The following is a 24,139-nucleotide window of genomic DNA, read 5'->3' as shown; positions in this document are numbered from 1 at the left end:
AGACCAATTCGGCGTCAAACAATTCGACTCAGCCCGCGTTTTTTCGCCGGCAAAGGCCGCACCACCGGCATTTTCCAGGTGCCCCAGCAGCAAAAAACCGGTGGGTACCCCCACCGGTCGCCATCAGTGAACGCGCTTGGTGGCACGCCACAGGAAGAAGAAGGAGACGAGCGTCACGGCTAAGACTGCGTAGCCGATCACCGCCACCCAAGGCGAAATCACCCCGCCGGTCGCGGGCAGCACAGCGGCGCCGGCGAGGCCGGCCTTCGAGCTATTTCCGTACATCAGAATTCCTCCTCATCGTTGCAAACGGGGCGGGGCGTGATCTGGCAGCGCGGCACAGACGGGAGGTGGTCCTCGACGTTCGGTCGGAGCTTACGCAATCGCAGTCGGCGCATCCGTTCAGTGGTTGTCGGTTGTGTGCGGCCACCCTGGCCGCCTTAATTTCAGTGTAGCAAGTTGACCACGGCGACTGCCAGCCAGAACCCCTTGCCTCCCCCAACTAAAACGCAACCGCAACCGGCTGCGAGCGGGCATCCGGTTCCTCCGGCGCCTGGTGCGGCCCCACACCAAAAATCCGGGCGGCGGCGGCCTCCCGGATTCTCAAAGTCAGTGATTCATTTTACAAGCTGCGGCCCTTGGGCGTGACCACAACGTAGCGCCGCGGGTCCGTGCCCTCCGAGTGCGTGTCGACGTACGGGCTATCCGCCAGCGTGGCGTGGATCGCCTTGCGTTCAAAGGACGGCATCGGGTCCAGGTAGACGCTGGCACCGCGAGCGACGACCTCCCTGGCGCTTTTTTCGGCCAGGCGCCGCACCGCGGCGTCGCGGCGCTGGCGGTAGTCGCCGACGTTCAGCATGACGGTCCACTTGGACTTGCCGTAGTGGTTGAACTCGGTTTGGGCCAGGTACTGGATGGCGTTGATGATCTTGCCGTGCTTGCCGATCAAAAGCGCCTCCTTGTCGGTGGCCAGATCGAACCAGACCTGATCGCCTTCGCGGGTGTTATCGATGGTCGCCGCCAGCCCCAGCTCGCGGGTGATGTCTTCCAGGTAGCTTTGCACCAGCGCGATGGCGGTTTGGTCATCGCGGTGCAGGCCGTTGCCCTCGTGCAGGTGGTGCAGTGGCAGCTGGTGTTCCGGCTTGGCGGCGGCCGGCGCCGGTGCGGCCTGGACCGCCGGCTTTTCCGGCACGGGATCGGCGTGCAGGCTGGCCGCGGTGGCCGGCTGCACGCTCAGGTTGACGATGGCCTGCTGGCGGCCCAGGCCGAACAAGCCGTGCTTGCCCTCCTGGATCACCTCGACGGCCACCTGCTCACGGGCGACGCCAAGCGTCACCAGACCGGCGTCTATCGCCTTTTGGATCGTTGCCCCTTGAAAAGTAGGCATGGGTGGTATCCTCCTTACATTGGCAAGTTGCCTTGCCCCGCGCTGGCTACTTCTTCAACGCGCGTTTGTAGGCCTTGCGCAGCGCCTTTTTGCGGTCGCGCTCGGCTTGGGCCTTCTCGTCGCGAGCCCGTTTCATCTTGAACGGGTTTTGCAGGAGCAGGGTCTGCCCCAGTGAAAAGGCGTTGGTGACAACCCAGTAAATCGCAAGCGCCGATGGGAACGTGAAGCCCATCGCAAGAATCATGATTGGTGAAACGGCGACCATGACCCACTGCACGGTGGTCCGGGTCGGCTGGGCCAAAGTCGAGGTCAAGCTGGTCAAAAGCGTGAAGACCGCGGCGAGAATCGGCAGGATCCAAGTCGGGTCGGGCTGGCCCAGGTTGGTCCACAGGAAGTGGCCGACCTTCAGCGCCGGTGTCCGGTAGATCGCCTGGTACAAGGCGAACAGGAACGGCATCTGAATGGCAATCGGCAGGCAGCCCATCACCGGGTTGATGCCCTCGGCGGCGTAGAGCTTTTGCGTCTCCTGCTGCAGCTTGCGCTGGGTATCGGTGTCCTTGCTGCGGTACTTCTTTTGAAGTTCCTTGAGCTGCGGCGCGATTTCCTGCTGCTTGGACATGTTCTTAATCGAAATGTAGCTCAGCGGGAAGATCAGGATGCGGATCAGGATGGTGAAGATGATGATCCCGACCCCGGCGTTGCCGCCGGAGATTTTGGCCAGCCACAAGATGAACTGCGCGGCGTTGTAGATGACGTAGCGGTCCCAGACGTTGGTGCTGTGAGCGGTGACCGTGCTGGTGCCACAGGCCGTCAGAAACACGGTCAAGGCCAGCATCCCCAGCACAACCAAGAGCCGCTTGGTATTGCGTTTGTTCACGAATTCTCCCTCTTTCATTCGACGCGTTGCGCCGTCGTATACAAAAGCCGGGTGGCAAGGCCGCCCAGACTCAGATGATGTCGATGTGATCGTTCAGGATGCCGGCCAGGCTCAGCACATGCACGAGGTTCTTCTTGGTCCCGGCCATGTCGAGCGTCTTGGCCGACTTACGCGCGATCACGAGAAAATCCGTCTGCGGGTCGATGTCCGGTTTGAGCTCGAGCAGCGACTGACGGATGTAGCGCTTCACGCGGTTGCGAACCACGGCGCGGAGGTGAACTTTTTTGCCCACGGAAATCCCCACGCGAAAATGTGGCTGATCGGCCGGCAGGTGGTAAACCACGAAGTTGCGGTTGGCCACCGAGGCCCCCTGATCGAACACGCGCTGAAACTCATCTTCTTTTTTGATTCGGTACGATTTACGCAATAACGCTCCCTCACAATCTGTTCTTAAGTATACAAGACTCGGTCAGTCGACGCACCTGAAACCGGCAATTTCCTATGTATGTGCAGTGCCAAGCAAGCCTAAGTGGCGCCTGGCGCAAAAAAGCGGCCCGACCCTAGCGCCTTGGCGCCGTTTTGTTGCCTAGCAGGTGACGGGCGAAGGTGCCCGGCTGCGGATCATGCGTAGGCCGGCTGAGCCGGGGCGCGAATTCCCCAGGAGCCGGGCTGCGCTACCCGCGGCTTTCCACGCTCTGCGCTAAACGGGCGCCGCGCGGCAACGCAGGAACGGCTGGCGACGCCCCGGTGACTGGGGCCAAGTACAGGTCCCAGCCCCCGGGGCTAGGCCACCCGTCCTGCTAAGACCGCCGCGGCTCTGCCCTCTGCGCTAAACGGGCGCCGCCGAGCATCGCGGGAGCGTCTAGCTGCGTCGCGGTCTCCGGCGCTAAGCCCAGCGCCGCAGCCCACGACTACGCTAGCCGTCCCGCTAAGCGCTCGGCTCTGCCCTCTGCAAAAAAAAACCACTGACCGCGGTCAGTGGGTTGTTAGGCGGATAATACTTTACGTCCCTTAGCGCGACGACGAGCCAAAACTTTACGGCCGTTCTTGGTGCTCATCCGCTTCATGAAGCCGTGAACGCGTTCGCGGTGACGCTTCTTAGGTTGGAAAGTACGCTTGGTGGTCATAAGGACACCTCCTGTTTATCGATTACTATTTTCAGTAACGTATTGTCATTCAAACATCTTCCCATTATACGGACCGCACCCCGCGGCGTCAAGCCGGTTTGCAAAAAAGCCGCGGCAATCTTATCCACAGATTTTGTGAAAAAGGCGGAAAAGCTGTGGATAATTTGTGGCCGGTTGCTGGGCGTTGCTGAAACTAATCACAGGCTTTTCCCGAGTTGTCCGGAAGTTCACAGCCGGTGATTGTGATTATCCACAGGTGTGATTTTGACTGTTGATAACGTGTGAAACACGCATTGTGTTGCGGCTTAGTTTCACAGCCAGCTTGTGGATAACCCCAGATGAACGAGGGTGTCGCCAAGTCGTTCACACCCTTGTGGAAAACTTATCACCAGCTTTGTCGACAACCTGCCGACTATTTTTCCCCAGCTGTGGATATACGTCTTACTTGTGGAAAACTTTCTGACAAAATGCTAAACTTAGGCTTGCGATCCCTAACTGCATGGCGGCATCTAACCGCGTGAATATTTATGCATGCCGGGAATTTTGACACGAAGGGGGCTTTGGGGTGCCATCATTAGACGAATTATGGGCGTACCTCGTAAATAAATTCCGCGACGACCTGGTCCAGGTCAGCTTCAACACCTGGATCGAGGCCGCCAAGCCGCTGAGCCTGAACGGTCACACCCTGGTGATCGGGGTGCCGACGCCTTACCACAAGTCTTACTGGGAGGCCAACCTCGTCACCAAGGTCGTGGAGTGGAGCTACGGGTACAAGAACCTCGAGATTCAGCCGCTGATCAAGCTGATCGGCGACAATCCGGTGCCGGAACCCGAGGTCGCGCCGACTCAGGCGACCAATCCGGTGCCGACCTTCAAGGCGCCGACGCACCTCAATAGTAAGTACACGTTCGAGACGTTCGTCACCGGCAAGGGCAACCAGATGGCGCATGCCGCGGCCTTAGTGGTGTCCGAGGAGCCCGGCAAGCTTTACAACCCGCTGTTTTTGTACGGCGGCGTGGGGCTGGGCAAAACCCACCTGATGCAGGCGATCGGCCACCAGCTGCTGCAGTACCACCCGGAGGCCAACGTGAAGTACGTCACCTCCGAGGCCTTCACCAACGACTTCATCAACGCGCTTCGCACCAACGGCACCGAGCAGTTCCGCCAGGAGTACCGCAACGTCGACCTGCTGTTGGTCGACGACATCCAGTTTCTCGGCAACAAGGAGCAGACGCAAGAGGAGTTCTTCCACACCTTCAACGCGCTGTACGAGGACAAAAAGCAGATCGTGCTGACCTCCGACCGCCTGCCCAACGAGATTCCCAAGCTCGAAGAGCGGCTGGTGTCGCGCTTTAAGTGGGGGCTGTCCGTCGACGTCACGCCGCCGGACCTAGAGACCCGCATCGCCATTTTGCGCAACAAGGCCAACGCCGAGCAGCTGGTGATTCCAGACGACACGCTGTCTTACATCGCCGGGCAGATCGACTCCAACGTTCGGGAGCTGGAAGGCGCCTTGGTGCGGGTTCAGGCCTTCGCCGCGATGAACCACGCCGACATCACCACGTCTTTGGCCGCCGACGCCTTGAAGAGCCTCAAGATCGACGACAAGGACGCGGCGCTGTCAATCAACCACATCCAAGACGTGGTCGCCAAGTACTACCACATCACGATTTCGGACCTGAAGGGGAAAAAGCGCGTGAAGCAAATCGTCATACCGCGCCAGATTGCGATGTACTTGGCCCGGGAAATGACGGACAACTCGCTGCCCAAAATCGGCTCGGAGTTCGGCGGCAAGGACCACACGACCGTCATTCACGCCCATGAGAAAATCACCGCGGAGATTTCGGCCGACGCCGACCTCAAGTCGCAGGTGATCGAGCTGAAGAACCGGCTGAAAAACCGCGGGTGACCGCCGGCCGGTAGGGGGAACCGCGCCCAAGCGGCGCCAGCGGCTGCGACCCACGCGCCATTGCGTCGCGGCGACCAGGCGCCACGCCCCGCCGGACCACCCACCGCGTTTTGGCCAGTGTGGACAACTCAACGAATCCGGCCGACTTATCCGTTCCCGTTATCCACAGGGGGATAAGTGTGAGCTCGCGCCGTTTTGCGAGTTATCCACAGAACCCACAGGCCCTACTACTATTACTTAAAGACCTAATATCTATACACGACCACCAGGAGGTCCGCTATGAAATTCACGATTACTCGCTCAACTTTCATCAAGACGCTCAACGACGTGTCACGCGCCATCACCAGCAAAACCACGATTCCGATTCTGACCGGTCTGAAGCTGGTGCTGTCCGATGAGGCGCTGGTGCTGACCGGCAGCGACGCCGACATCTCCATTGAGTCGCGCATCGACGCGACCGCCGAGACCAACGACTTGCAGATCGAATCCACCGGCAGCATCGTTTTGCCCGCCCGCTTCTTCACCGACATTGTGAAGCGCCTGCCCGAGCAAACCATGACGCTGGACGTGCAGGACAACTTCCAGACCGTGATCACCTCCGGCTCGTCCGAGTTCACCATCAACGGCCTGGACGCCAACAACTACCCGCACCTGCCGGAGATCGTCTCCGACCACCCGCTGGTGCTGGACGCCGCCGTCTTGAAGGAGCTGATCGGCCAAACCGTCATCGCCGTGTCCAACCAGGAGAGCCGGCCGATCCTGACCGGGGTTCACATCCAGATTGACAACGGGGAGCTGGTCGCCGTGGCCACCGACTCGCACCGCCTGGCGCAACGCACCATCGCGCTGCCGGCCGCCCAAGACGCCGACTTCGACGTCATCGTGCCGGGCAAGAGCCTGGTCGAGCTGTCCCGGACGCTGACCGACGACATCAAGCAAGTCGAGATCCGCTTCGCCGACAACCAGGTGCTTTTCCTGGCCGGCGCCACCGCGTTTTACTCCCGGCTGCTCGAAGGCAACTACCCGGACACCAGCCGCCTGATTCCGACCAGCTCGACCACGACGGCCGAGTTCACCGCCAACGGCCTGCTGGCGGCGATTCAACGCGCCAGCCTGCTGAGCCACGAAAGCGCCAATAACGTGGTTCGCCTGAACCTGGACGTGGCCGGGCAAAAGGCCACGATCTACGGCAACTCCCCGGAGGTCGGCAACGTCGAGGAAGACCTGCACTTCGAAAGCCTGACCGGCGACGACCTGGAGATCTCCTTCAACCCGGATTACATGAAGGATGCGCTGCAGGGCCTGGGCCAAACGGTGATTGCGGTGAACTTCACCGCCCCGCTGCGGCCGTTCACCCTGGTGCCGTCCGAGGACAAGGACCACTTCATTCAGCTGATCACGCCGGTTAGAACCTACTGATTGCAATAAAAAAGCACGCTTATGGCGTGTTTTTTTATTGTTTCGGAAGCGGACGGCTTGCCGCCCCCTGGCCGGCGGCGTAAAATAGGCGGTGATTCGAGACGGGAGGATGCGCATGACGGAATTGGCAGCGATTGACTGGGGCGATGCGGCCTTCACCGTAATCATCGGGGTGCTGGTGGTGGCGGTCGCGTATGCGTTGATCAGGCTCTTAATCAAGTGGGCTCGCAGCTAGGCGAGTCGGGCGGTCGCGCCAGCGGCCGCCTTTTTTGGTGCCGTGCCGGCTGCGGGTTCGGGCCCCGCGTGGCGGCTCGCAGCCTTCGCGGTGGCTAGCGGAGGCGTCGGCCTTGCAAGGCGATTTTCACGCGGTTTGCCGGGCCGATTTTTTGGCCGGCAGGCGATTTTAGGCGCAGATGGACGTTTTGGGGAATTTTGGCCGGTTCCGGGACCGGGGACCGGCCGCAACTAAAAATCGCTTAGAACGCGTTTGACGCCCAAATTCCGTTGTCGAGACACGCAAAAAAATGTATAATATATAGGTAAACGCTGTGTTTAACATTTAGCGCCAAAGGAGTGGCAACGATGAACGAAGTTTCGATCACAACCGAAACCATCACGCTGGGGCAGTTACTGAAAGACGCCGGCGTGATCGATTCCGGTGGGGCGGCCAAGTGGTTTTTGAAGGAAAACAAGGTCCAGGTCAACGGCGAAGCGGACGACCGGCGCGGTCGCAAGCTCGCACCCGGCGACGTGGTGACCCTGCCGGACGGCGCGGCGTTCACCGTGAAGCGGTCTAAGTGAGACTCGAGCGGCTCAGGCTGCGCGACTACCGCAACTACCCGGCGCTTGACGTCGCCTTCTCCCCGCAAATCAACGTCTTGATCGGGGCGAACGCGCAAGGCAAAACCAACCTGCTGGAGGCGGTGTACGTGCTGGCGTTAGCGCGGAGCCACCGCACCAGCAACGACCGTGAGCTGATTCGCTTCGGCGCCGATTTTGCCAAAATCGAGGGCACCGTGGTTCGCGCAACCGGCAGCGACGCCCTCGAGCTGGTGGTGGCCAAGGCCGGCAAGAAGGCCCGGGTCAACCGCATCGAGCAGCCCAAGCTGTCGCAGTACCTCGGCAAGCTCAACGTCGTGCTGTTCGCGCCGGAGGACCTGGCCATCGTCAAGGGCAGCCCGGCGACGCGGCGGCGCTTCATCGACATGGAGTTCGGGCAGATGAGCGCCAAGTACCTGTACAACCTGAGCCAGTACCGCACGATGCTGCGCCAGCGCAACGCCTACCTCAAGCAGCTAAAGTTCCACCAGGCCAAGGACCGCGTGTTCCTCGATGTGCTGTCCGACCAGCTCGCGGCGTTCGGCGCCGAGATTGTGGTCGCCCGGGAGGCGCTGTTGGCCCAAATGGCCGACTTCGCCGCGGTCATCCACCGAGGCATCACCAAGGGGGCGGAGGACTTGACCTTCGCCTACCAGACGCAGGTGCCGGCCGACCGGCGCGACAGCACCGAGGCGGCCTACCAGGCCCTGCGCGAGCTGCTGGCGAGCCACAAGGACCGCGAGATCGAGCAGGGCACGACCCTGGTCGGACCGCACCGAGACGACGTGGCCTTCGTGGTCAACGGCAAGGACGTCGCGAGCTTCGGCAGCCAGGGCCAGCAACGCACCACCGCGCTGGCCGTCAAGCTGGCCGAGATCGACCTGATGAAGGCTAACACCGGCGAGTACCCGGTGCTGCTTTTGGACGACGTGCTGTCGGAGCTCGACGACGACCGCCAGACCCACCTGCTGAAGGCAATCCAAAACAAGGTGCAGACCTTCCTCACCACCACCAGCCTGGACGGTATTGCCCGGGAAATAATCGCCGCACCGGCGGTCTTTCGCGTCGCCAGCGGCGAGCTGACGGCGGTGAGCGGGGATGCGGCCGCCACCATCGCCACCCAGCCGCGCGGCAGCGACGCCACGGAGAATGCGGCGGCCGCCCTGGCCGCGGCGCGTGGTGCGGCGGCACCGGCCACGGATGCGGTCGCTGCCGATCAGTCGGATGGGTCCGAGGCCGAACCGGACCAGACGCCGGCTGCGCCGCAGCCGGGGTCGGCGCCCGACTCAGACGAAACATAAATTAATGCATGGAAGCAATCATCATCACGCGATAACGCGCAGTGCCGGATTGGCCGCTCACGCTGGCCGGTCGGCTAAGCGCGGTTCCACGCGCTAAACGCGCTCCCCGCCGCAACGCGGGAGCGGCTAGCTACGCCGCGTCACTCGGGACCAAGTGCAGGTCCCAAGCGCCACGGCTAGGCTACCCGTCCCGCGCATGCGCGGCGTTTCACGCTCTCAACTAAACGCGTTCCACCGAGTGTCGCCGGCGCGGCCAGCTAAGGCCAGACGCCGGGCTAAAGTGCGGCCCAACGCCCAGCCTTACGCTGGCCGGTCGGCTAAGCGCTCGGTTCCACGCTCTGAAGGAGGATTCCCATTGTCCGATCAAGAAGACAAAGACTTGCAAGCAACCGCGTCAGATGACCTGACGGCGCAAGCCCAAGCGCCGGTTGACGAAACCGCCGCGGAAGAAAAGAAAGAGAAGCTGGCCGCCGAATACGACGCCAGCCAGATTCAGGTGCTGGAAGGACTCGAGGCCGTTCGCAAGCGCCCTGGGATGTACATCGGCTCGACCTCGGTTCAGGGGCTTCACCACCTGGTCTGGGAAATCATCGATAACGGGATCGACGAGGCGCTGGCCGGTTTTGCCGACGAGATCAACGTCTCCGTCGAGCCCGACAACTCCATCACCGTCTTCGATAACGGGCGTGGGATTCCGGTCGACATTCAGAAGCAGACCGGTCGCCCGGCGCTTGAGACGGTTTTCACCATTCTTCACGCCGGCGGTAAGTTCGGCGGTGGCGGGTACAAGGTCTCCGGCGGCCTGCACGGGGTCGGCGCCAGCGTCGTCAACGCGTTGTCGACCAGCCTGGACGTCACCGTCAGCCACGGCGGCAAGTACTACTACATGGACTTCACCCGCGGCAAGGTGAAGACGCCGATGAAGGTGATCGGCGACGCCCCGGAGCATGCCCACGGCACCAAGGTTCATTTTGTGCCGGACCCGGACATTTTCACCGAGACCACGGTTTACGATGACAAAATCCTGACCCAGCGCATCCGCGAGCTGGCCTTCCTGAACAAGGGGCTGCGCCTGACCTTCACGGACAAGCGTGCCGACACCGCCGAGAAGAAAATTTTCCACTACGAAGGCGGCATCAAGGAGTACGTCGCCTTCCTCGACAAGAGCAAGGACAACCTGCTCGAGGAGCCGATTTACGTCGAGGGCCAGGCCAACGGCATCACCGTCGAGGTCGCGCTGCAGTACTCGGTCAACGGCTATAACTCAACGCTGATGACCTTCGCCAACAACATTCACACCTACGAAGGCGGGACCCACGAGACGGGGTTCAAAACGGCCCTGACGCGCATCATCAACGATTACGCCAGGAAGTCCGGCGCCTTGAAGGAGAACGACGACTCGCTGTCCGGCGAGGATGTGCGTGAAGGCATGACCGCCGTGGTCTCGGTTAAGCACCCGGATCCGCAGTTCGAGGGGCAGACCAAGACCAAGCTGGGCAACGCCGACGCCCGGGCCGTCACCGACCGCGCCTTTTCCGAACACTTTAACAAGTACCTGATGGAGCACCCGACCGAGGCCAAGCAGATCGTCGACAAGGCGATGATGGCCAGCAAGGCCCGGGCCGCCGCCAAACGGGCGCGTGAGGCGACCCGCAAGAAGTCCGGCCTGGAAATTTCCAACCTGCCGGGCAAGCTGGCCGACAATTCCAGCAAGGACCCCGAGATTTCCGAGCTGTTCATCGTCGAGGGGGATTCCGCCGGTGGCTCCGCCAAGTCCGGCCGCTCCCGCCTGACCCAGGCAATCCTGCCGATTCGCGGCAAGATCCTGAACGTCGAGAAGGCCTCGATGGAGCGCATTTTGGCCAACGAGGAAATCCGCACCCTGTTCACCGCGATGGGCACGGGCTTTGGTGACGAGTTCGACGTCGGCAAGGCGCGGTACCACAAGCTGATCATCATGACCGATGCCGACGTCGACGGCGCCCACATCCGGACGCTGCTGTTGACTTTGATCTACCGCTACATGCGGCCGCTTCTGGATGCCGGCTACGTCTACATCGCCCAGCCGCCGCTGTACCGGATTCGCCAGGGTAAAATGCTGCGCTACATCGACTCCGACGAGGAGCTGGCCGAAGTGATCGGTCAGCTGCCGCCGAGCCCGAAGCCGGAAATCCAGCGGTACAAAGGGCTCGGGGAAATGGACGCCTCCCAGTTGTGGGAGACGACCATGGATCCGGACAAGCGCCGCCTGCTGCGCGTGTCGCCCGAGGACGCGGAAAGCGCCGATGGCATCTTTGACATGCTGATGGGCGACGCGGTCGGCCCTCGCCGCCAATTCATCGAAGACAACGCCGTGTACGTGGACGCGAAAAATATTGATGCATAACCAGAGCGGAGGGCCGCGTTTTTAGCGGGACGACTAGCCTAGCCGTGGCACTTGGGCCCGAACTTGGCCCGAGTGGCGCGGCGTAGCTAGGCGTTCCCGCGTTGCGGCCCGGAGCTCGACGAGAGCGGCTGCGCCGGGCTTTGGCGCTGGCCTGCAGAGGTCTGAAGCGTTGCGGAAGCCTTCGTGAGTCGGGTTTCTGACTACAACCGCGTGGGCATATCGCGACGTGAGACCGATGTTCGGAATCAGTCGCGCGGCGCTTGCCTGCCGCCCGTCACGGCGGTCGCCTCTTAGCCGCAATGTAACGGGCTCCGTAGCTCGCGACCTCGACCACCACCCACGAAATTTAAAGCAACCCACTGGCACTGAAACTGCCAAGCTTCACACAAGGACAACGCCGTGTGCTGTTGTTCACTGAAGGGAGAGATAATTCTTTTGGACGATCGCCAAGAAAGCCGGATTACGACAGTCAATCTGGCCAAAACGATGAAGACCTCGTTTCTCGAGTACGCGATGAGTGTCATCGTGGCCCGGGCCCTGCCGGATGTTCGCGACGGCCTCAAGCCGGTGCAACGCCGGATTCTGTACGGGATGAACGAGCTGGGGGTCACCCCCGACAAGCCTTACAAGAAGTCCGCCCGCATCGTCGGGGACGTCATGGGGAAGTACCACCCCCACGGTGACTCCTCGATCTACGAAGGCATGGTGCGAATGGCGCAGGACTTCTCCTACCGCTACATGCTGGTCGACGGGCACGGGAACTTCGGCTCCGTCGACGGCGACGGCGCCGCCGCGATGCGTTACACCGAGGCGCGGATGAGCCGCATCACCATGGAGATGCTGCGCGACATCAACAAGGACACCATCGACTACCAGGACAACTACGACGGCACGGAAAAAGAACCGGTCGTGCTGCCGGCCCGTTTTCCCAACCTCTTAGTCAACGGCGCCACCGGCATCGCGGTGGGGATGACCACCAACATTCCGCCGCACAACATGGCGGAGGTCATCTCCGCTTTGCACATTCTGATGGACAACCCGGACGCCACGACGCTGGACCTGATGAGCGCCTTGCCGGGGCCGGACTTTCCGACCGGCGGCCTGGTGCTGGGCAAGTCCGGCATTCGCCGCGCCTACGAAACCGGCAAGGGTGTGATCACCGTTCGCGCCAAAACCGAGATCCAAACGGAGAAGAACGGCCGCGAACGCATCATCGTCACCGAGATCCCGTACATGGTCAACAAGGCCAAGCTGGTGGAACGCATCGCCGAGCTCGCCCGGGAGAAGAAGATCGAAGGCATCACCGACCTGAACGATGAGTCTGATCGTGAAGGGATGCGCATCACAATCGACGTGCGGCGCGACATTTCCGCGACCGTCGTTTTGAACAACCTGTTCAAGCTGACGCCTTTGCAGACCGGTTTTTCCTTCAACATGGTCGCCATCGTCAACGGGGCCCCCAAGACCCTGAGCCTCAAGGCAATCCTGACCTACTACCTGGAACACCAGGAACAGGTCATCCGGCGCCGGACCCAGTTCGACCTCAAGAAGGCCGAGGCCCGGGCCCACATTCTGGAAGGCTTGAAAATTGCGCTGGACCACATCGACGCGATCATCAGCATCATCCGCTCCAGCGAAACCGGCGACAAGGCCAAGGTCATCTTGATGGACAAGTACCAGCTGTCCGACAAGCAAAGCCAGGCCATTCTCGACATGCGCCTGGTTCGCCTGACCGGTCTGGAACGCGAGAAGGTTGAAAACGAGTTCCAAGACGTTCAGGCCGCAATCGCCGATTACAAGGACATTTTGGCCAAGCCGGAACGCGTTCACCAGATCATCTACGACGAGCTGCTGGAAATCCAGCGCAAGTTCGGCGACAAGCGCCGCACCGAGCTTCTGGTCGGCGAGGACCTGAACATCGAAGACGAGGACCTGATCGAAGAGGAGAACGTCGTCATCACGCTGACCCACAACGGCTACGTCAAGCGCCTGCCGGCCAGCGAGTTCAAGACGCAAAACCGCGGCGGCCGCGGCCTGCAGGGGATGGGCGTCCACGACGATGACTTCGTCGAGCACATCGTCTCGACCTCGACCCACGACGTCTTGCTATTCTTCACCAACGCCGGCAAGGTCTACCGCAGCAAGGGTTACGAGATTCCCGAGTATAGCCGCACGGCCAAGGGCATCCCGATCATCAACCTGCTGGGCATCGCCAACAACGAGAAGATCCAGACCATCATCAACGTCACCCCGGGCGGCGCGACGGACGAGAAGTTCCTGTTCTTCGTCACCAAAAACGGCCTGGTCAAACGCACCCCGGTCAGTGATTTTTACAACATTCGCAAGAACGGCCTGATCGCCCTGAACATGAAGGAAGACGACGAGCTCAGCCGGGTAATCCCGACCAGCGGCGACGACACCCTGTTCATCGGCACCCACCTGGGCTACTCCGTCACCTTCAAGGAGGAGGACGTTCGCAGCATGGGCCGCACCGCGACCGGCGTTCGCGGCGTTCGCCTGCGCGAAGGCGACTACGTGGTCGGCTCCGACGTGCTCAAGCCCGATGCGGAGGTCTTCGTCATCTCCGAGAACGGCTACGGCAAACGCACCCCGGCCTCCGAGTACCCGATCAAGGGCCGCGGCGGCAAGGGCATCAAGACCGCCAACATCACGGAGAAAAACGGGCCGCTGGCCGGCGTCGCCACGATTGACGGCGACACCGACATCATGGTGATGACCGACTCCGGCGTCATGATTCGCTTCAACATCGACACCGTCAGCCAAACCGGTCGCGCGACGCTGGGCGTTCGCCTGATCCGCGTGGATGACGGCGCCAAGGTCGCGACCATGGCCAAGGTTGAGCCGGAACCGGACGAACCGGAGCCGACGACCGCAGCCGACGCGGAACCAAGTGCTGACGGCAGCCAAAACGCCACCGCCACTGGGACCGCCGGCGCAACCGGCAGCACCGTTCAGACCGGCGCAACCGCCGATCAAGGCGCAACCGTCGCCGGGGCAACCGACGCCGCAGGCAGCGCAGCGGCGCCGGCCGGCAACGCCGACGCGCAGCTGAGCGAGCTGCTGAACCGCGCCGCGGCCGACCAAGCCGACCAAGCGGCTGGCGACGCGGCCGGTAACGCCGACGACTCGGACGCCACCGACGACTCGGACAACGATGCGGAATAACTGAGACCCCACTGCGGGGCGTAACTTTGGGGTCGGGTTCGCCAGTGGCGGGTCTGACCCTTTTTGACAGGAACCGTTCGCGGTTTCGAATCGAGATTCGTGCGTTCAATCACGTGCGATTGTGAGGAGGCATTCATGACTTACGAATTAAGCTTAATGGAAATCATCGGGCGGCTGCTTTTGGCCGTCGTGGTGTCCGGCGTGATCGGCTACGACCGCGAGCACAAGAACCGGCCGGCGGGGCTGCGGACCCACGTGCTGGTCTGCGTCGGCGCCTGCATCATCGCGCTGGTGCAAAAGGAGATCGGCTTCAACGCGCTGAACACCGCGCTGGCCCACCCCCGCCTGTCCGGGGTGCTGCGAGCCGACGATGCGCGGCTGATCGCGCAGGTGGTGTCCGGCATCGGGTTTCTCGGCGCCGGCACGATCATCGTTCAGCACCGCACCGTGCGGGGGCTGACCACCGCCGCCAGCCTCTGGGCCGTGGCCGGCCTGGGCCTGGCTATCGGCATGGGCAACTACGAGATTGCGATTGCCAGCGCCGTGGTCGTGATCTCGGTGCTGATGTTCATGAAGAAGATTGTTCACGTCAACACGATGAAGAAAATCGAGATTCAGTATCGCCACAAGTTGGAGACCAAGGAGTTCATCCAAAACTACTTCGAGGCTCACGGCATCACGGTGTCGGACGTCAACTTCCGCGTGACCCAAACCGACGACGCGCAGATCTACACCAACATCTACGAAATCGAAATCCCGCGCAACATGAACTACGCGGATATCATCGAGGACATCTCGCTGAACAAGAACATCATGCGCATTCAGACCGTCAGCCTGTAACGGCCGAATACGGGAAGTCTGAAATGACGCGGCGACGGGGACTGTGGGGTCCAGAGACGGAGTAAATAACGTAATTTGTCTCGGAAGTAGAAGGCGAGGCTTCTGTGGGGTGCGTCTGCGGATTAAGGGGACGGCGAATCGTTTGCGATTCGTAAGCCCCCTCGGAGGTAATCGGTTTTAGGATTGACTTTGTTCTGCCTGCCGCAAAAGAATCAAGCAAGAAGCAACTAATTCTTAAATCGAAGGCGTTGTTACGGAGGACTGGGCTTTTAGGTTTTGGTAAATAAAGTGTGAAATCAGGAATATCCAGCCTTTAGCGCACGCGCTACGTATTTTTTAAATCTCGTAAAAACGGTAAAATGATTGACGAACACTATTTGAAAGCGTATGCTCTAGACGAAGACATGGGCCGATGGAGGATAACATGAAAAAGATTATTGGCGCTACTGTTGGTTTTTGTGCCTGATGGGGTTGATGACTCCAACAAATGTTGATGCAGCCAGTCAAACTAGAACATCAAAATCAGCGCTTCAGGAAGTAATTGTCAATCCAGATCAGTACATGGGAACGTGTGTTCTGTTTTCTCCCGGCTCCGGCACGCTACCGCAAAAAGCGGATTTTGGTTTCAAGGGAGAGAAGACTCTCGTTCAAGTTGTCTACGTCGGAAATGGAATGTATGAGGGCTTTTATCAGTAAAAGTTTTTTATGCTGACAATTTCTAATGGTCTGTGTCTTCGCTTGTTAAGCTATTCGCTGACGCGGATAGCTTTTTAATTTTTGCGGCAACGCGAAATTAACGAAAGATGGTTTTAAGCACACCATCGCGTCAGAGGCGTGTACACTGATTCTCCCGGGCTGAGCTGCTCGGGAGGATCACGTCATGGTACTTCTGTCCACCTCAGCCAAAAGACATCATTCAGCACAGTGCGGTTGTCCCAAATTGAAGACCAATCAGCAACAGATGCTGGAAATGGGGAATCGACTGCAGCATCATTGTCTATCGTTGATTTTATCCTGATGGATTAGTATTCCAATCAGTCCTTTACGCCAACAGCTCAGGTTGAGGACGGAACAGGCGAATTATACGTAGGTTACGAACGATTACGAGTTTGAAGACATGCCTTAGTTGGCGTGAATGCCTCTGATGTTACTTTTGCCGGATAAATATTTTTAGGGACGCTTTTGCATTAGTAAAGTGGAGGGATAAAGATGAGGGGCTTTCTAATCCTTGAACTTAAGAAATGGCGGTCCAGTCGTCGGCTGTGGCTATGCCTGCTAATCTTGGCTGCGTTAATGGTGGGCTGTCTGGAGCTTGAACTGCATCAGCAGGCTGTTGCCAAGGATTGGCAAGTTGAGCAAGTTAATAACAGAATCATGTTAGATAAGCGGTACGCCAAGTCGAGCAGTGAGACCGCTCGTGCATTGGCAAAACAGGATATGGTTGAGCATCAGCTACTTAAAAAGCGACTAAAGTCTGACGACGCCAAGCCGCTGTTGAATGGTGTGTGGCAAAGCTTCAAGGGCGGGCTGCCGAATGTTGCGCCGGGCAGCGATCTTATTGCCCGTACGCTTCATGCCGGTGAAGTCGAGGCAACGCGTGCCCAACTACAATATTTACGCCAGCATAATGTGACCCCAATATTACCACTTGTTTTCGCGACAAATGCTGAGACCGCAACGAATCAGAACATGGATGCGTATGATTTGGCGTTCTTCTCACATACGCGCCAGTACCATCCGAACGCTTGGACTCAGGTTTGGCAGTGGGCCTCAATCGGGGGCTTGCTGGTTGGGCTGACGGTTTTGAACTTATTTTTAGGGGACACCTTGGCTTTAGAGCGTTACGGTCGCATCGATCACGTGCGGTGGCTGCGGCTGCAAAATGTGTCGTGGCACCAGTTGGTTTTAACTAAGTTCGTTTTCCATTTCGTGGCTTCACTGGCGTTAGTGACCACTGCATTCGGTGTGTTTTTGCTTTACGCCACGGTGCGTAGCGGCCTTGGTGACCTGCGGTATCCGGTGCAGACATGGGTGGCCGGCAAGCTGGTGACGCCGCACTGGGCTTGGATTACGGCTAAAGATGACGCGAACTTTTTCTTGCCACTGCAGATTACAATGACGCCACTGGCACGCTACTTGGGCCGCTATGCTGGCTTGGTGGTTGCAATCTTAGCCGCTAACAGCGCGCTGGCCATGTTGGTCAACCGCTTCGTGCCCAGCCGAGTTGCCGGATTAATGCTTGGCGTAGTTTCGCCACTGCTATTCTTCGCGCTGCCGGCCAGCAAGTTTAACCCGTGGACTTATTTGAATGGGGACTGGGTGGCCAGTAACTATTTGGCGCATGTGCTTGGTACAAGCGTCACGGTATGGCCCTATGTACTTGGCGGAATTAGCGCCGTGGCGGTTCTTGCGCTGATGGGCGCCTTGATTCCCGTGAAAGGAAGGCGACTTTCATGACCGATATTAGTTTGAACCAAATGAGTTTTGCTTACCGGGGGCACCCGGTGTATGAGCATGCGAGCTTGACGCTGACGCAGCCGGGGGTTTACGGACTAGTGGGACCCAATGGCAGTGGCAAAAGCACGCTGTTCGACCTGCTTTGCGGGCTGTTGCGGCCGCAATCCGGGACCATTGCACTAGATGGCGCGGCGCCTAGTGCCGATGTGGTTTTTGACAAAATTGCCTATGGACAAGACGCCAGCGTCTTGTATTCGCACCTTTCAGCAGTTGATCACTTGCGCTTCGTGGCAAGGCAGCACCACGAAACGGCGGCGATTGCACGCGTGTCTGAACAGCTGGAATTAACCGCTTTTGCTGAGCAACCTGTTGGTCGTCTGTCCATGGGCCAAAAGCAACGGGTGGCCATTGCCTTGGCGTTGTTGCCGCAAACGCCGATACTGCTGCTGGATGAGCCACTGAACGGTCTGGATCCGGATTCCATCATCATCATTCGTGATCTGCTGATGTCACTGAAAGATAGCGGCCGAATCGTGTTGGTGTCGTCGCATAACTTGGCCGAGCTTGAGAAGGTTACGCAGCACTACTTGTTCAAGGTTGGCACGGCGATTCAAGAAGAACGGGTGATGGTGGATGCAGAGGCGCGGTATGAGGCGCTGTTCCACTAAGGAAAGACCAAAAAGTAGAAACACGCTGGTGGTGAGATGGGGTGAGGGCAATGTTTGAGCTGTGGTGGTGGCGTTTGCGGCGCTCGCGTCTGCTATGGATGCTGGCGGCCGGGGCGGTGGTGTTCGGCAGCGGCGTGGCCGGGGTGTCGTACTGGCGCAAGGGCCAGGAGGATCAGGCATTGGTTGCGCGACTGAATCGGCAGGTCGAGTCGTTGGCCCAAGAGGTGCAGCAGGCCCCGGCACGGCCCCAAAAACTACAGACGGCGGAAAAACCATACTGGCAAGCTTTGGCAATCAAAAAGCAGTTAGTCACGGCTCAGCATCACGCAGCCCTGGCACTGGCGGCAAAGGATTACCGGCGCTTTACTGACGACTACGCGGTCGCGTTGACGACGACACTGGAGCTGGAAAAGGTGCAGCCCGACAGCGGCTTGGCGTTCGCTCAAATGACATTACCGGCCTTGAATGCGCGCCGGCACAAGGCCTTGCAGATTGCGGCCAGCAAGCAGACGCTAATCTGGTCGATATGGTCGTTAGCGCCGCGCGCGTTGGCCCAGCGTTGTTTAGCATTTTTGATGTGGTTACCTGTTTTGGTGTTTGTCACTTTTGGATGTGGCACATTGTGGCGAGAGCTTTTCGACACGCCCAACTGGCGCTTCCAGTTGCTCAACACGCGTAGGGGCTGGCAGTTGCAGGTCGTGGACCTCGGATTCACCGTGGTCTTGTTGCTTGGATTCACAGTGGTTGCGGTAGGAATCGCCACGCTGTGGGGGTGTGCGCTTGGCGGTGCTGAGCAAGTGGGGTGGCGCTATCCGCTGAGTAACACTTCGACGCTGGGGCATCAGTGGCTGACCCAGCTTAGTTACTGGCTACCCTGCACGGTGATGGTAGTTAGTTGGTATCAGTTCGGAACGCTGGTGGTGCGCCAGCTCAGTGGACGTTTGGCGCTTTTGCTACTGGTTGCGATTGGATTGGGCTTCATCCCCGGTAGCGCGAATCCGTTCGCGCAGTTACAATGCAGGGCGTTGACGGCCGAGCAGACGGATGGTTGGTGGCCGGCGGCAGTTTTGGTACTGGTGGCGCTGGTGGCAGTGGCCGCTGTCGCTCGCCAACTGCGCGTGACGAGCCACGGGGGCGGCTGATAGTGCCACCTTGTGCGAACGGCAGCGCATCTTTGGTCAGACTGCGCTCGCCGAATAACCTGTTAAGTTAGCGGGGGGACCTACTCACCGCAACCGGAATGAATTTACAACGTAAGTGTCACAACTTAGCTAAATAGAAGAAACGCGTAGCCTGAGTCCTTGTAAAATGGAATCACCGCAACAACAGATACAAGGCACGCACGACTGAGGGCCGCTGCAAACAACCTACCTAGTGCCTGTTGAATGATTGAAACATTGTTATAGCAGTCTTCACGAAGACGCATGAGATGAGGACTCTGCGTCAACTGATGTTGGGGACCAACTTGATCTTTTCTGGGAGTTCTTCTTCGGTGGGACGCCTTGGTTGGTTATGCGAGGATTGGGTGGGGTGGCTCGAAGAAGTTGGTCTAGTCTCTAAAGGGCTGGGGCACTGGTTGCTGCCGGCACGGCTTTGAATTTTAGTTGCGGGCCTGCTACAATAATCGCAAGAAAAAGTGTCTGGGTGCTGACCCGCTGCCGGCGCCGGCTGTATCGAAAATCCGATCAGTCGGTGCTGGTGGCGGGTCTTTTGGTGTTCGGCGTCGCGGCACCGCGCCGATCGGCATTCAAAAAGGCGCCATCACCGCGGCTAGCTTGTGCGGGGATGGCGCTTTTGCGGCACCTCGGGTCACGCAATCGTGACGCGGGTGCCGACGCGAATATGCTCGTTGATCCACTTGGCGTCGGCCACGCTCAGCCGAACACAACCATGGGAGCCGGGCTCCTTGCCGAGCTTAGCGGCCTCCGAGGCGATGTAGTGGCCGGAGGCGTCGGTCGGCACGGTGTGGAAGAGGTAGACGCCGTGGTCCAAGAAGCTGGTGTAGTAGTGAGCCCCCAGCTTTTCACGTGCGTTGTAGAAGTAGGCGCCGCGTTCGGCCTGAATGTGAAAAACGCCGCGTGGGGTCGTGTTGTCGGTGCCGCTGGAACAGTACATGGTGTACACCAGCCGGTTGCCGTCCTTCAGGTAGACGCGCTGCTTAGCCAGCGACACGACAATCTGCAGGTTGGGCATCGCCGCGGCGTCGGGGTAGGGCTTGTCCTCCGAGGGGGCTCGCCAGTCGAGGTTGGCCGGCGTGGCGTCGGCCTTCGCCTTGGCGGCCTTGGCTTTGACCGCTTTCTTCGCGGCGGCCTTAGCTTTGGCGGCCTTGGCCGCAGCGGTCTGCTTGGCGGTAGTTGTCTTGGTGCCGGTGTCGTGATCGGCGACCGCGGTGCCAGTCTGCCGGTCTGCTGCCTTGGCCTTGGTGGTATTGGTTGTCTTGCTGGCGACCTTTTTGCCGCCGGTGGCCGCGGCCTGGGCCGTCGACGCATGCGGCGGCTGCAGCGCCTGGCGGTGGCTGCGCCAGGCGACGCCGGCGACCAGGGCGAGCACCACCAAGGCCGCCGCGGCCCAGCGAACCCAGGGCCGCAGGTGGTGCGTTTTCAGATAATCGCGCATTGCGCGGCCGGTTTCTCGCCACTTCGCCATCGGCTGATGCCTCCCATCACTCGTTACTTCTCATTGTAGCAGGACGAAGCGTTGCTGTGACCCCTGACGCGGCGTTTTTAGCGTTCCTTAACGCGCGGCTTTACAGAAAGCGGCATCGATGCTATACTAATCCCTGTTGTTTTGGAGAGTTGGCAGAGTGGTAATGTTGCGGGCTGCTTGCAGCCTGTGGGCGCGAAAGCGTACGGAGGTTCAATCCCTTCGCTCTCCTTATGCGGGTTCCCGGCGGTCGCCGGGGGCCTTTTTTGTTGTCGGAGACGAACGCAAAAAGGTCGGTCGGGTGTCGGACGCCGCATACAATGCCCGAACGGGGAGGGGTGTTGGCTTGCCGATTAGCAGCAGCATGCGTATTTGACCGCCGTTTCAATTCGAGCTAACAGGACACCAGATTCACGGCCACGTCATTTTGACCGGTCTGCTCGGCTACGACTTCGTGGCACGGAGCGGCCGAGTCGTTGAGCGTGTCAGCGCGAAGGAACGGGCGCAGGCGCTGGCTGCGGTGAAGGATACCTTCGGCTTCTTCGAATCGATTTGCTCGGCCCCAGGGATGACACTCGGGGCCTTTTTGGCGTCTGCCGCTCGCTTAATTTTCCGCAAAGCCCCGGGCAATCGGCCCGGCAAGGCGGCAGGGCGGCGGCTTTTGTGGCATAATAAAAGGCGATTGATCCGACACCAAACATACGGGAGCTATAATTATGGTCGATACTAGTAAAATTGTTCCAATCATGGTCGGGACGGACGTCAACGGCTACCAGATGGCCCGCTCGTTCCACGAGGCTTACGGCGTCAAGACCCACTGTGTCGGCGTCGCGCCGCTCATCATGACCCGTGACTCGCAGATCTGCGACGTGACGATCGTCGACGGGCTCAAGGAGGACGCGACCTTCGTTCAGGCGATCAAGGACCTCGCCGCGAAGTTCGGGGTGCCAGGCGTCAAGCCGATCCTGTGCATGGCCGGCGACGAGTACGTCGAGCTGGGCATTCGCAACCGCGAAGCGCTCAAGGACGTGGTCTGGATTCCGTACCCGGACCTCGCCGTGCTCGACGACGTTTACTACAAGGACCACTTCTACGCCCTGTGCGAGCAAAACGGCCTGCCGTACCCGACGACGGTGGTGGTCAACCAGCACGACTACAAGCAAAAAGTGGCCGCTCTCGCGATCGATTTTCCGGTCGCGATGAAACCCGCCGACGCCGCCCAGCAGATTGCCCTGGACTTTGAGGGGCAGCGCAAGGCCTACAAGTTCCAGAACAAAGAAGACATCCTGGACATGATTCAACGCACCTACGCGGCCGGTTACGACGGCAACATCCTGCTGCAGGACTTCATCCCCGGCGGCGACGATTCGATGTACACGGTGAACTTCTACGCCGACCGCGACCACAACGTGCGGCAGATCACGATGGGCCGCCAGCTGCTGCAGGACCCGTCCGACTTCCTGGTCGGCAATTACGTTGCGACCTTCATCGAGCACCACGAGGCAATCGAGCAGAAGCTGATCCACTTTGTGAAGGCCATCCACTACTCCGGCTTTGGTAACTTCGACCTTAAGTTCGACGCCCGGGATCAGGAGTTCAAGCTGATCGAGCTGAACCCACGCCAGGGCCGCTCCGCCTTTTACACCACCGCCAGCGGCACCAACCTGGTGATCCCGGCCGTGGAGGAGTTGCTGTTCAACGTGCCGTTCACCGAGACCGACTACAACCGCGCCGATTACCTGTGGCTGGGGGTCAACGCCGACGACGCCGTGGCCAACGTCGAGCATTCGGACGTGCGGGAACACATGAAGGAACTGATCGCGGCCGGTAAGGCATCCAACACGCTGCAGTACGCCGCCGACAAGTCCATTTTCCGCAACCACCGCGTCAAGAAGTACTACGACAGCTACACCAAGCGCTTCGCCGAGAAAAAGGCCAAGCGCGAACAAGACGGGATTTTCTAGAAAAGGAGTCTGCACATGCCAATCGTAAACCTGAACGACCAAGCCGAACTGGACCGCTACGAGGCCTTCGTGGAAAAGGCGCCGTATACCTCCGTCACCCAGTCCGTGAACTGGGGCAAGGTCAAAAACAACTGGACGCCGCTGTACGTCTACCTGGAAGACGGCGGCGCCATCACCGCGGCGATGTCGATTCTGATGACCAAAGACCCCAACGGCGACACCTTCGCCTACTGCTCCAAGGGGCCGGTCGCAGACCCCACCGACGTCGCCTTGATCCAAAAGCTGGTGGCCGAGGCCAAGCCGGCCTTGATCGAGCACAACGTCTTCCTGCTGCGGATGGATCCGGAGGTCTTGTACAGTGATGAGCTGAACCAGGAATTCGAACAGGCCGGTTTTGTGCTGCGGAACCGGCAGTTCACCGGCGACCACGACACCATCCAGCCGCGCTACAACATCGTGCTGGACGTGGCCGGCAAGGACATCGACGGCGTGATGGCGACGATGACCGGCAAGACCCGCACCAAGATTCGCCATGGCATCAAGGCCGGCGTGACCGTGGAATCCGGCGATTCAATCGACTTGGTGCCGGACTTCTTCGATTGCTACAAGATCATGAGTGAGATCCACGGCATCACCTACCGCCCTCAGGCCTACTTCGAGCGGATTGCCGAAGCCTTTGGCGGCACCGGTCACCTCAAGATTTTCATCGCCAAGTACGACGGCGAGGTTCAGGCCAGCGCGTTGGCCTTGACCTTCGGCGACAAGACCTGGCACGTGTTCGGCGGCTCTAAGCGCATCCAAAACAGCCTGATGGTGCCGTACGTGCTGCAGTACGACATGATCAAATGGGCGACCGAGCAAGGCGTCGCGCGTTACGACATGGGCGGCGTCTGGGCCGAGGACAACTCCGATGGCCTGTACCGCTTCAAGCACCCCTTCGCCCCGGACCGCGGCGTCCTGGAGTACCTCGGCGAAATCGATTACGTGCTGAACCAGGAAGCCTACGACAAGTTCACCAAGTAATCCAGAGCGGAGCCGAACCCAGAGCGCAGAAGCGCGGTTTTAGCGGGACGGGTAGACTAGCCGTGGCGCTTGGGACCCGAACTTGGTCCCAAGAGACGCGGCGGAGCTAGCCGCTCCCGCGTTGCGGTTCGTA

General features: G+C 59.9%; 18 protein-coding genes, 1 tRNA gene and 1 pseudogene. 14 read left to right on the top strand and 6 right to left on the bottom strand.

Annotation, left to right across the window (positions count from 1 at the left end; genetic code table 11):
• Nucleotides 1–123: 123 nt before the first annotated feature.
• From NUH19_RS12410 to rpmH, 5 genes are all read right to left on the bottom strand, one after another.
• Nucleotides 124–285 (bottom strand): LPXTG cell wall anchor domain-containing protein, encoded by a 162-nt coding sequence (locus NUH19_RS12410; protein WP_262316861.1) that lies wholly within the window; start codon nucleotides 283–285, stop codon nucleotides 124–126.
• Between the two features lie 337 nt (nucleotides 286–622).
• A complete protein-coding gene (gene jag, locus NUH19_RS12405; protein WP_262316860.1) occupies nucleotides 623–1,387 on the bottom strand; it encodes an RNA-binding cell elongation regulator Jag/EloR in 765 nt (254 codons plus the stop codon).
• A 46-nt stretch (nucleotides 1,388–1,433) separates the two neighbouring features.
• A complete protein-coding gene (locus NUH19_RS12400; protein WP_262316864.1) occupies nucleotides 1,434–2,222 on the bottom strand; it encodes a membrane protein insertase YidC in 789 nt (262 codons plus the stop codon).
• Between the two features lie 112 nt (nucleotides 2,223–2,334).
• Nucleotides 2,335–2,691, bottom strand: coding sequence for a ribonuclease P protein component (gene rnpA, locus NUH19_RS12395; RefSeq protein WP_262316859.1), 357 nt, complete (start codon nucleotides 2,689–2,691; stop codon nucleotides 2,335–2,337).
• 559 nt (nucleotides 2,692–3,250) lie between these two features.
• Nucleotides 3,251–3,391, bottom strand: a complete 141-nt coding sequence (gene rpmH / locus NUH19_RS12390; protein WP_003568442.1) for a 50S ribosomal protein L34 — start codon at nucleotides 3,389–3,391, stop codon at nucleotides 3,251–3,253.
• Nucleotides 3,392–3,956: 565 nt separating this feature from the next.
• Here rpmH and dnaA point away from each other — a divergent pair.
• From dnaA to NUH19_RS12335, 11 genes and pseudogenes are all read left to right on the top strand, one after another.
• Nucleotides 3,957–5,300, top strand: a complete 1,344-nt coding sequence (dnaA, locus tag NUH19_RS12385) for a chromosomal replication initiator protein DnaA (RefSeq protein WP_262316858.1) — start codon at nucleotides 3,957–3,959, stop codon at nucleotides 5,298–5,300.
• Nucleotides 5,301–5,579: 279 nt separating this feature from the next.
• Nucleotides 5,580–6,719, top strand: a complete 1,140-nt coding sequence (gene dnaN, locus NUH19_RS12380) for a DNA polymerase III subunit beta (protein ID WP_262316857.1) — start codon at nucleotides 5,580–5,582, stop codon at nucleotides 6,717–6,719.
• Between the two features lie 582 nt (nucleotides 6,720–7,301).
• Nucleotides 7,302–7,520, top strand: coding sequence for a S4 domain-containing protein YaaA (gene yaaA / locus NUH19_RS12375; protein ID WP_262316856.1), 219 nt, complete (start codon nucleotides 7,302–7,304; stop codon nucleotides 7,518–7,520).
• Nucleotides 7,517–8,620, top strand: a pseudogene (recF, locus tag NUH19_RS12370) (DNA replication/repair protein RecF); the annotation flags it as partial. The gene yaaA and the pseudogene recF, both read left to right, overlap by 4 nt.
• 622 nt (nucleotides 8,621–9,242) lie before the next feature.
• A complete protein-coding gene (gyrB, locus tag NUH19_RS12365) occupies nucleotides 9,243–11,225 on the top strand; it encodes a DNA topoisomerase (ATP-hydrolyzing) subunit B (protein WP_420844692.1) in 1,983 nt (660 codons plus the stop codon).
• A 435-nt stretch (nucleotides 11,226–11,660) separates the two neighbouring features.
• The gene (gene gyrA, locus NUH19_RS12360) at nucleotides 11,661–14,411 is read left to right on the top strand and encodes a DNA gyrase subunit A (protein ID WP_262316855.1); all 2,751 of its coding nucleotides are present in this window, start codon (nucleotides 11,661–11,663) and stop codon (nucleotides 14,409–14,411) included.
• Nucleotides 14,412–14,546: 135 nt separating this feature from the next.
• Nucleotides 14,547–15,251, top strand: a complete 705-nt coding sequence (locus NUH19_RS12355) for an MgtC/SapB family protein (protein ID WP_262316854.1) — start codon at nucleotides 14,547–14,549, stop codon at nucleotides 15,249–15,251.
• A gap of 474 nt (nucleotides 15,252–15,725) precedes the next feature.
• Nucleotides 15,726–15,947: a hypothetical protein gene (locus NUH19_RS12350; protein ID WP_262316853.1), complete on the top strand. Its 222-nt coding sequence runs from the start codon at nucleotides 15,726–15,728 to the stop codon at nucleotides 15,945–15,947.
• Nucleotides 15,948–16,460: 513 nt separating this feature from the next.
• The gene (locus NUH19_RS12345) at nucleotides 16,461–17,708 is read left to right on the top strand and encodes a hypothetical protein (protein WP_262316852.1); all 1,248 of its coding nucleotides are present in this window, start codon (nucleotides 16,461–16,463) and stop codon (nucleotides 17,706–17,708) included.
• The gene (locus NUH19_RS12340; protein WP_262316851.1) at nucleotides 17,705–18,376 is read left to right on the top strand and encodes an ABC transporter ATP-binding protein; all 672 of its coding nucleotides are present in this window, start codon (nucleotides 17,705–17,707) and stop codon (nucleotides 18,374–18,376) included. The genes NUH19_RS12345 and NUH19_RS12340 overlap by 4 nt, the downstream gene beginning before the upstream one ends.
• A gap of 50 nt (nucleotides 18,377–18,426) precedes the next feature.
• Nucleotides 18,427–19,518: a hypothetical protein gene (locus NUH19_RS12335; protein ID WP_262316850.1), complete on the top strand. Its 1,092-nt coding sequence runs from the start codon at nucleotides 18,427–18,429 to the stop codon at nucleotides 19,516–19,518.
• A 667-nt stretch (nucleotides 19,519–20,185) separates the two neighbouring features.
• Here NUH19_RS12335 and NUH19_RS13130 read toward each other — a convergent pair.
• Nucleotides 20,186–21,022, bottom strand: coding sequence for a L,D-transpeptidase (locus tag NUH19_RS13130; RefSeq protein WP_338085569.1), 837 nt, complete (start codon nucleotides 21,020–21,022; stop codon nucleotides 20,186–20,188).
• A 143-nt stretch (nucleotides 21,023–21,165) separates the two neighbouring features.
• Here NUH19_RS13130 and NUH19_RS12325 point away from each other — a divergent pair.
• The 3 genes from NUH19_RS12325 (at nucleotide 21,166) to NUH19_RS12315 (ending at nucleotide 24,006) form a co-directional block, all read left to right on the top strand.
• Nucleotides 21,166–21,251: transfer RNA gene (locus NUH19_RS12325), tRNA-OTHER, on the top strand.
• A gap of 484 nt (nucleotides 21,252–21,735) precedes the next feature.
• Entirely contained in the window at nucleotides 21,736–22,983 is a 1,248-nt protein-coding gene (locus tag NUH19_RS12320) for a carboxylate--amine ligase (RefSeq protein WP_262316849.1), read from the top strand.
• Nucleotides 22,984–22,998: 15 nt separating this feature from the next.
• Nucleotides 22,999–24,006 carry a lipid II:glycine glycyltransferase FemX gene (locus NUH19_RS12315; protein WP_262316848.1) on the top strand — a complete coding sequence of 336 codons (1,008 nt, stop codon included), beginning with the start codon at nucleotides 22,999–23,001 and terminating at the stop codon, nucleotides 24,004–24,006.
• Nucleotides 24,007–24,139 lie beyond the last annotated feature (133 nt).

This window comes from Lacticaseibacillus parakribbianus, assembly GCF_025490915.1.
Taxonomy (GTDB): Bacteria; Bacillota; Bacilli; order Lactobacillales; family Lactobacillaceae; genus Lacticaseibacillus; species Lacticaseibacillus parakribbianus.
This window is presented reverse-complemented; position numbering and strand designations above follow the sequence as displayed.

Coding starts and splice junctions, on each gene's coding strand:
- rpmH (WP_003568442.1), bottom strand. CDS start 3,391: ATGACCACCAAGCGTACTTTCCAACCTAAGAAGCGTCACCGCGAACGC.
- dnaN (WP_262316857.1), top strand. CDS start 5,580: ATGAAATTCACGATTACTCGCTCAACTTTCATCAAGACGCTCAACGAC.
- NUH19_RS12410 (WP_262316861.1), bottom strand. CDS start 285: ATGTACGGAAATAGCTCGAAGGCCGGCCTCGCCGGCGCCGCTGTGCTG.
- NUH19_RS12320 (WP_262316849.1), top strand. CDS start 21,736: ATGGTCGATACTAGTAAAATTGTTCCAATCATGGTCGGGACGGACGTC.
- NUH19_RS12350 (WP_262316853.1), top strand. CDS start 15,726: ATGACTCCAACAAATGTTGATGCAGCCAGTCAAACTAGAACATCAAAA.
- jag (WP_262316860.1), bottom strand. CDS start 1,387: ATGCCTACTTTTCAAGGGGCAACGATCCAAAAGGCGATAGACGCCGGT.
- NUH19_RS12345 (WP_262316852.1), top strand. CDS start 16,461: ATGAGGGGCTTTCTAATCCTTGAACTTAAGAAATGGCGGTCCAGTCGT.
- NUH19_RS12340 (WP_262316851.1), top strand. CDS start 17,705: ATGACCGATATTAGTTTGAACCAAATGAGTTTTGCTTACCGGGGGCAC.
- yaaA (WP_262316856.1), top strand. CDS start 7,302: ATGAACGAAGTTTCGATCACAACCGAAACCATCACGCTGGGGCAGTTA.
- NUH19_RS13130 (WP_338085569.1), bottom strand. CDS start 21,022: ATGGCGAAGTGGCGAGAAACCGGCCGCGCAATGCGCGATTATCTGAAA.
- NUH19_RS12335 (WP_262316850.1), top strand. CDS start 18,427: ATGTTTGAGCTGTGGTGGTGGCGTTTGCGGCGCTCGCGTCTGCTATGG.
- NUH19_RS12315 (WP_262316848.1), top strand. CDS start 22,999: ATGCCAATCGTAAACCTGAACGACCAAGCCGAACTGGACCGCTACGAG.
- NUH19_RS12355 (WP_262316854.1), top strand. CDS start 14,547: ATGACTTACGAATTAAGCTTAATGGAAATCATCGGGCGGCTGCTTTTG.
- NUH19_RS12400 (WP_262316864.1), bottom strand. CDS start 2,222: ATGCTGGCCTTGACCGTGTTTCTGACGGCCTGTGGCACCAGCACGGTC.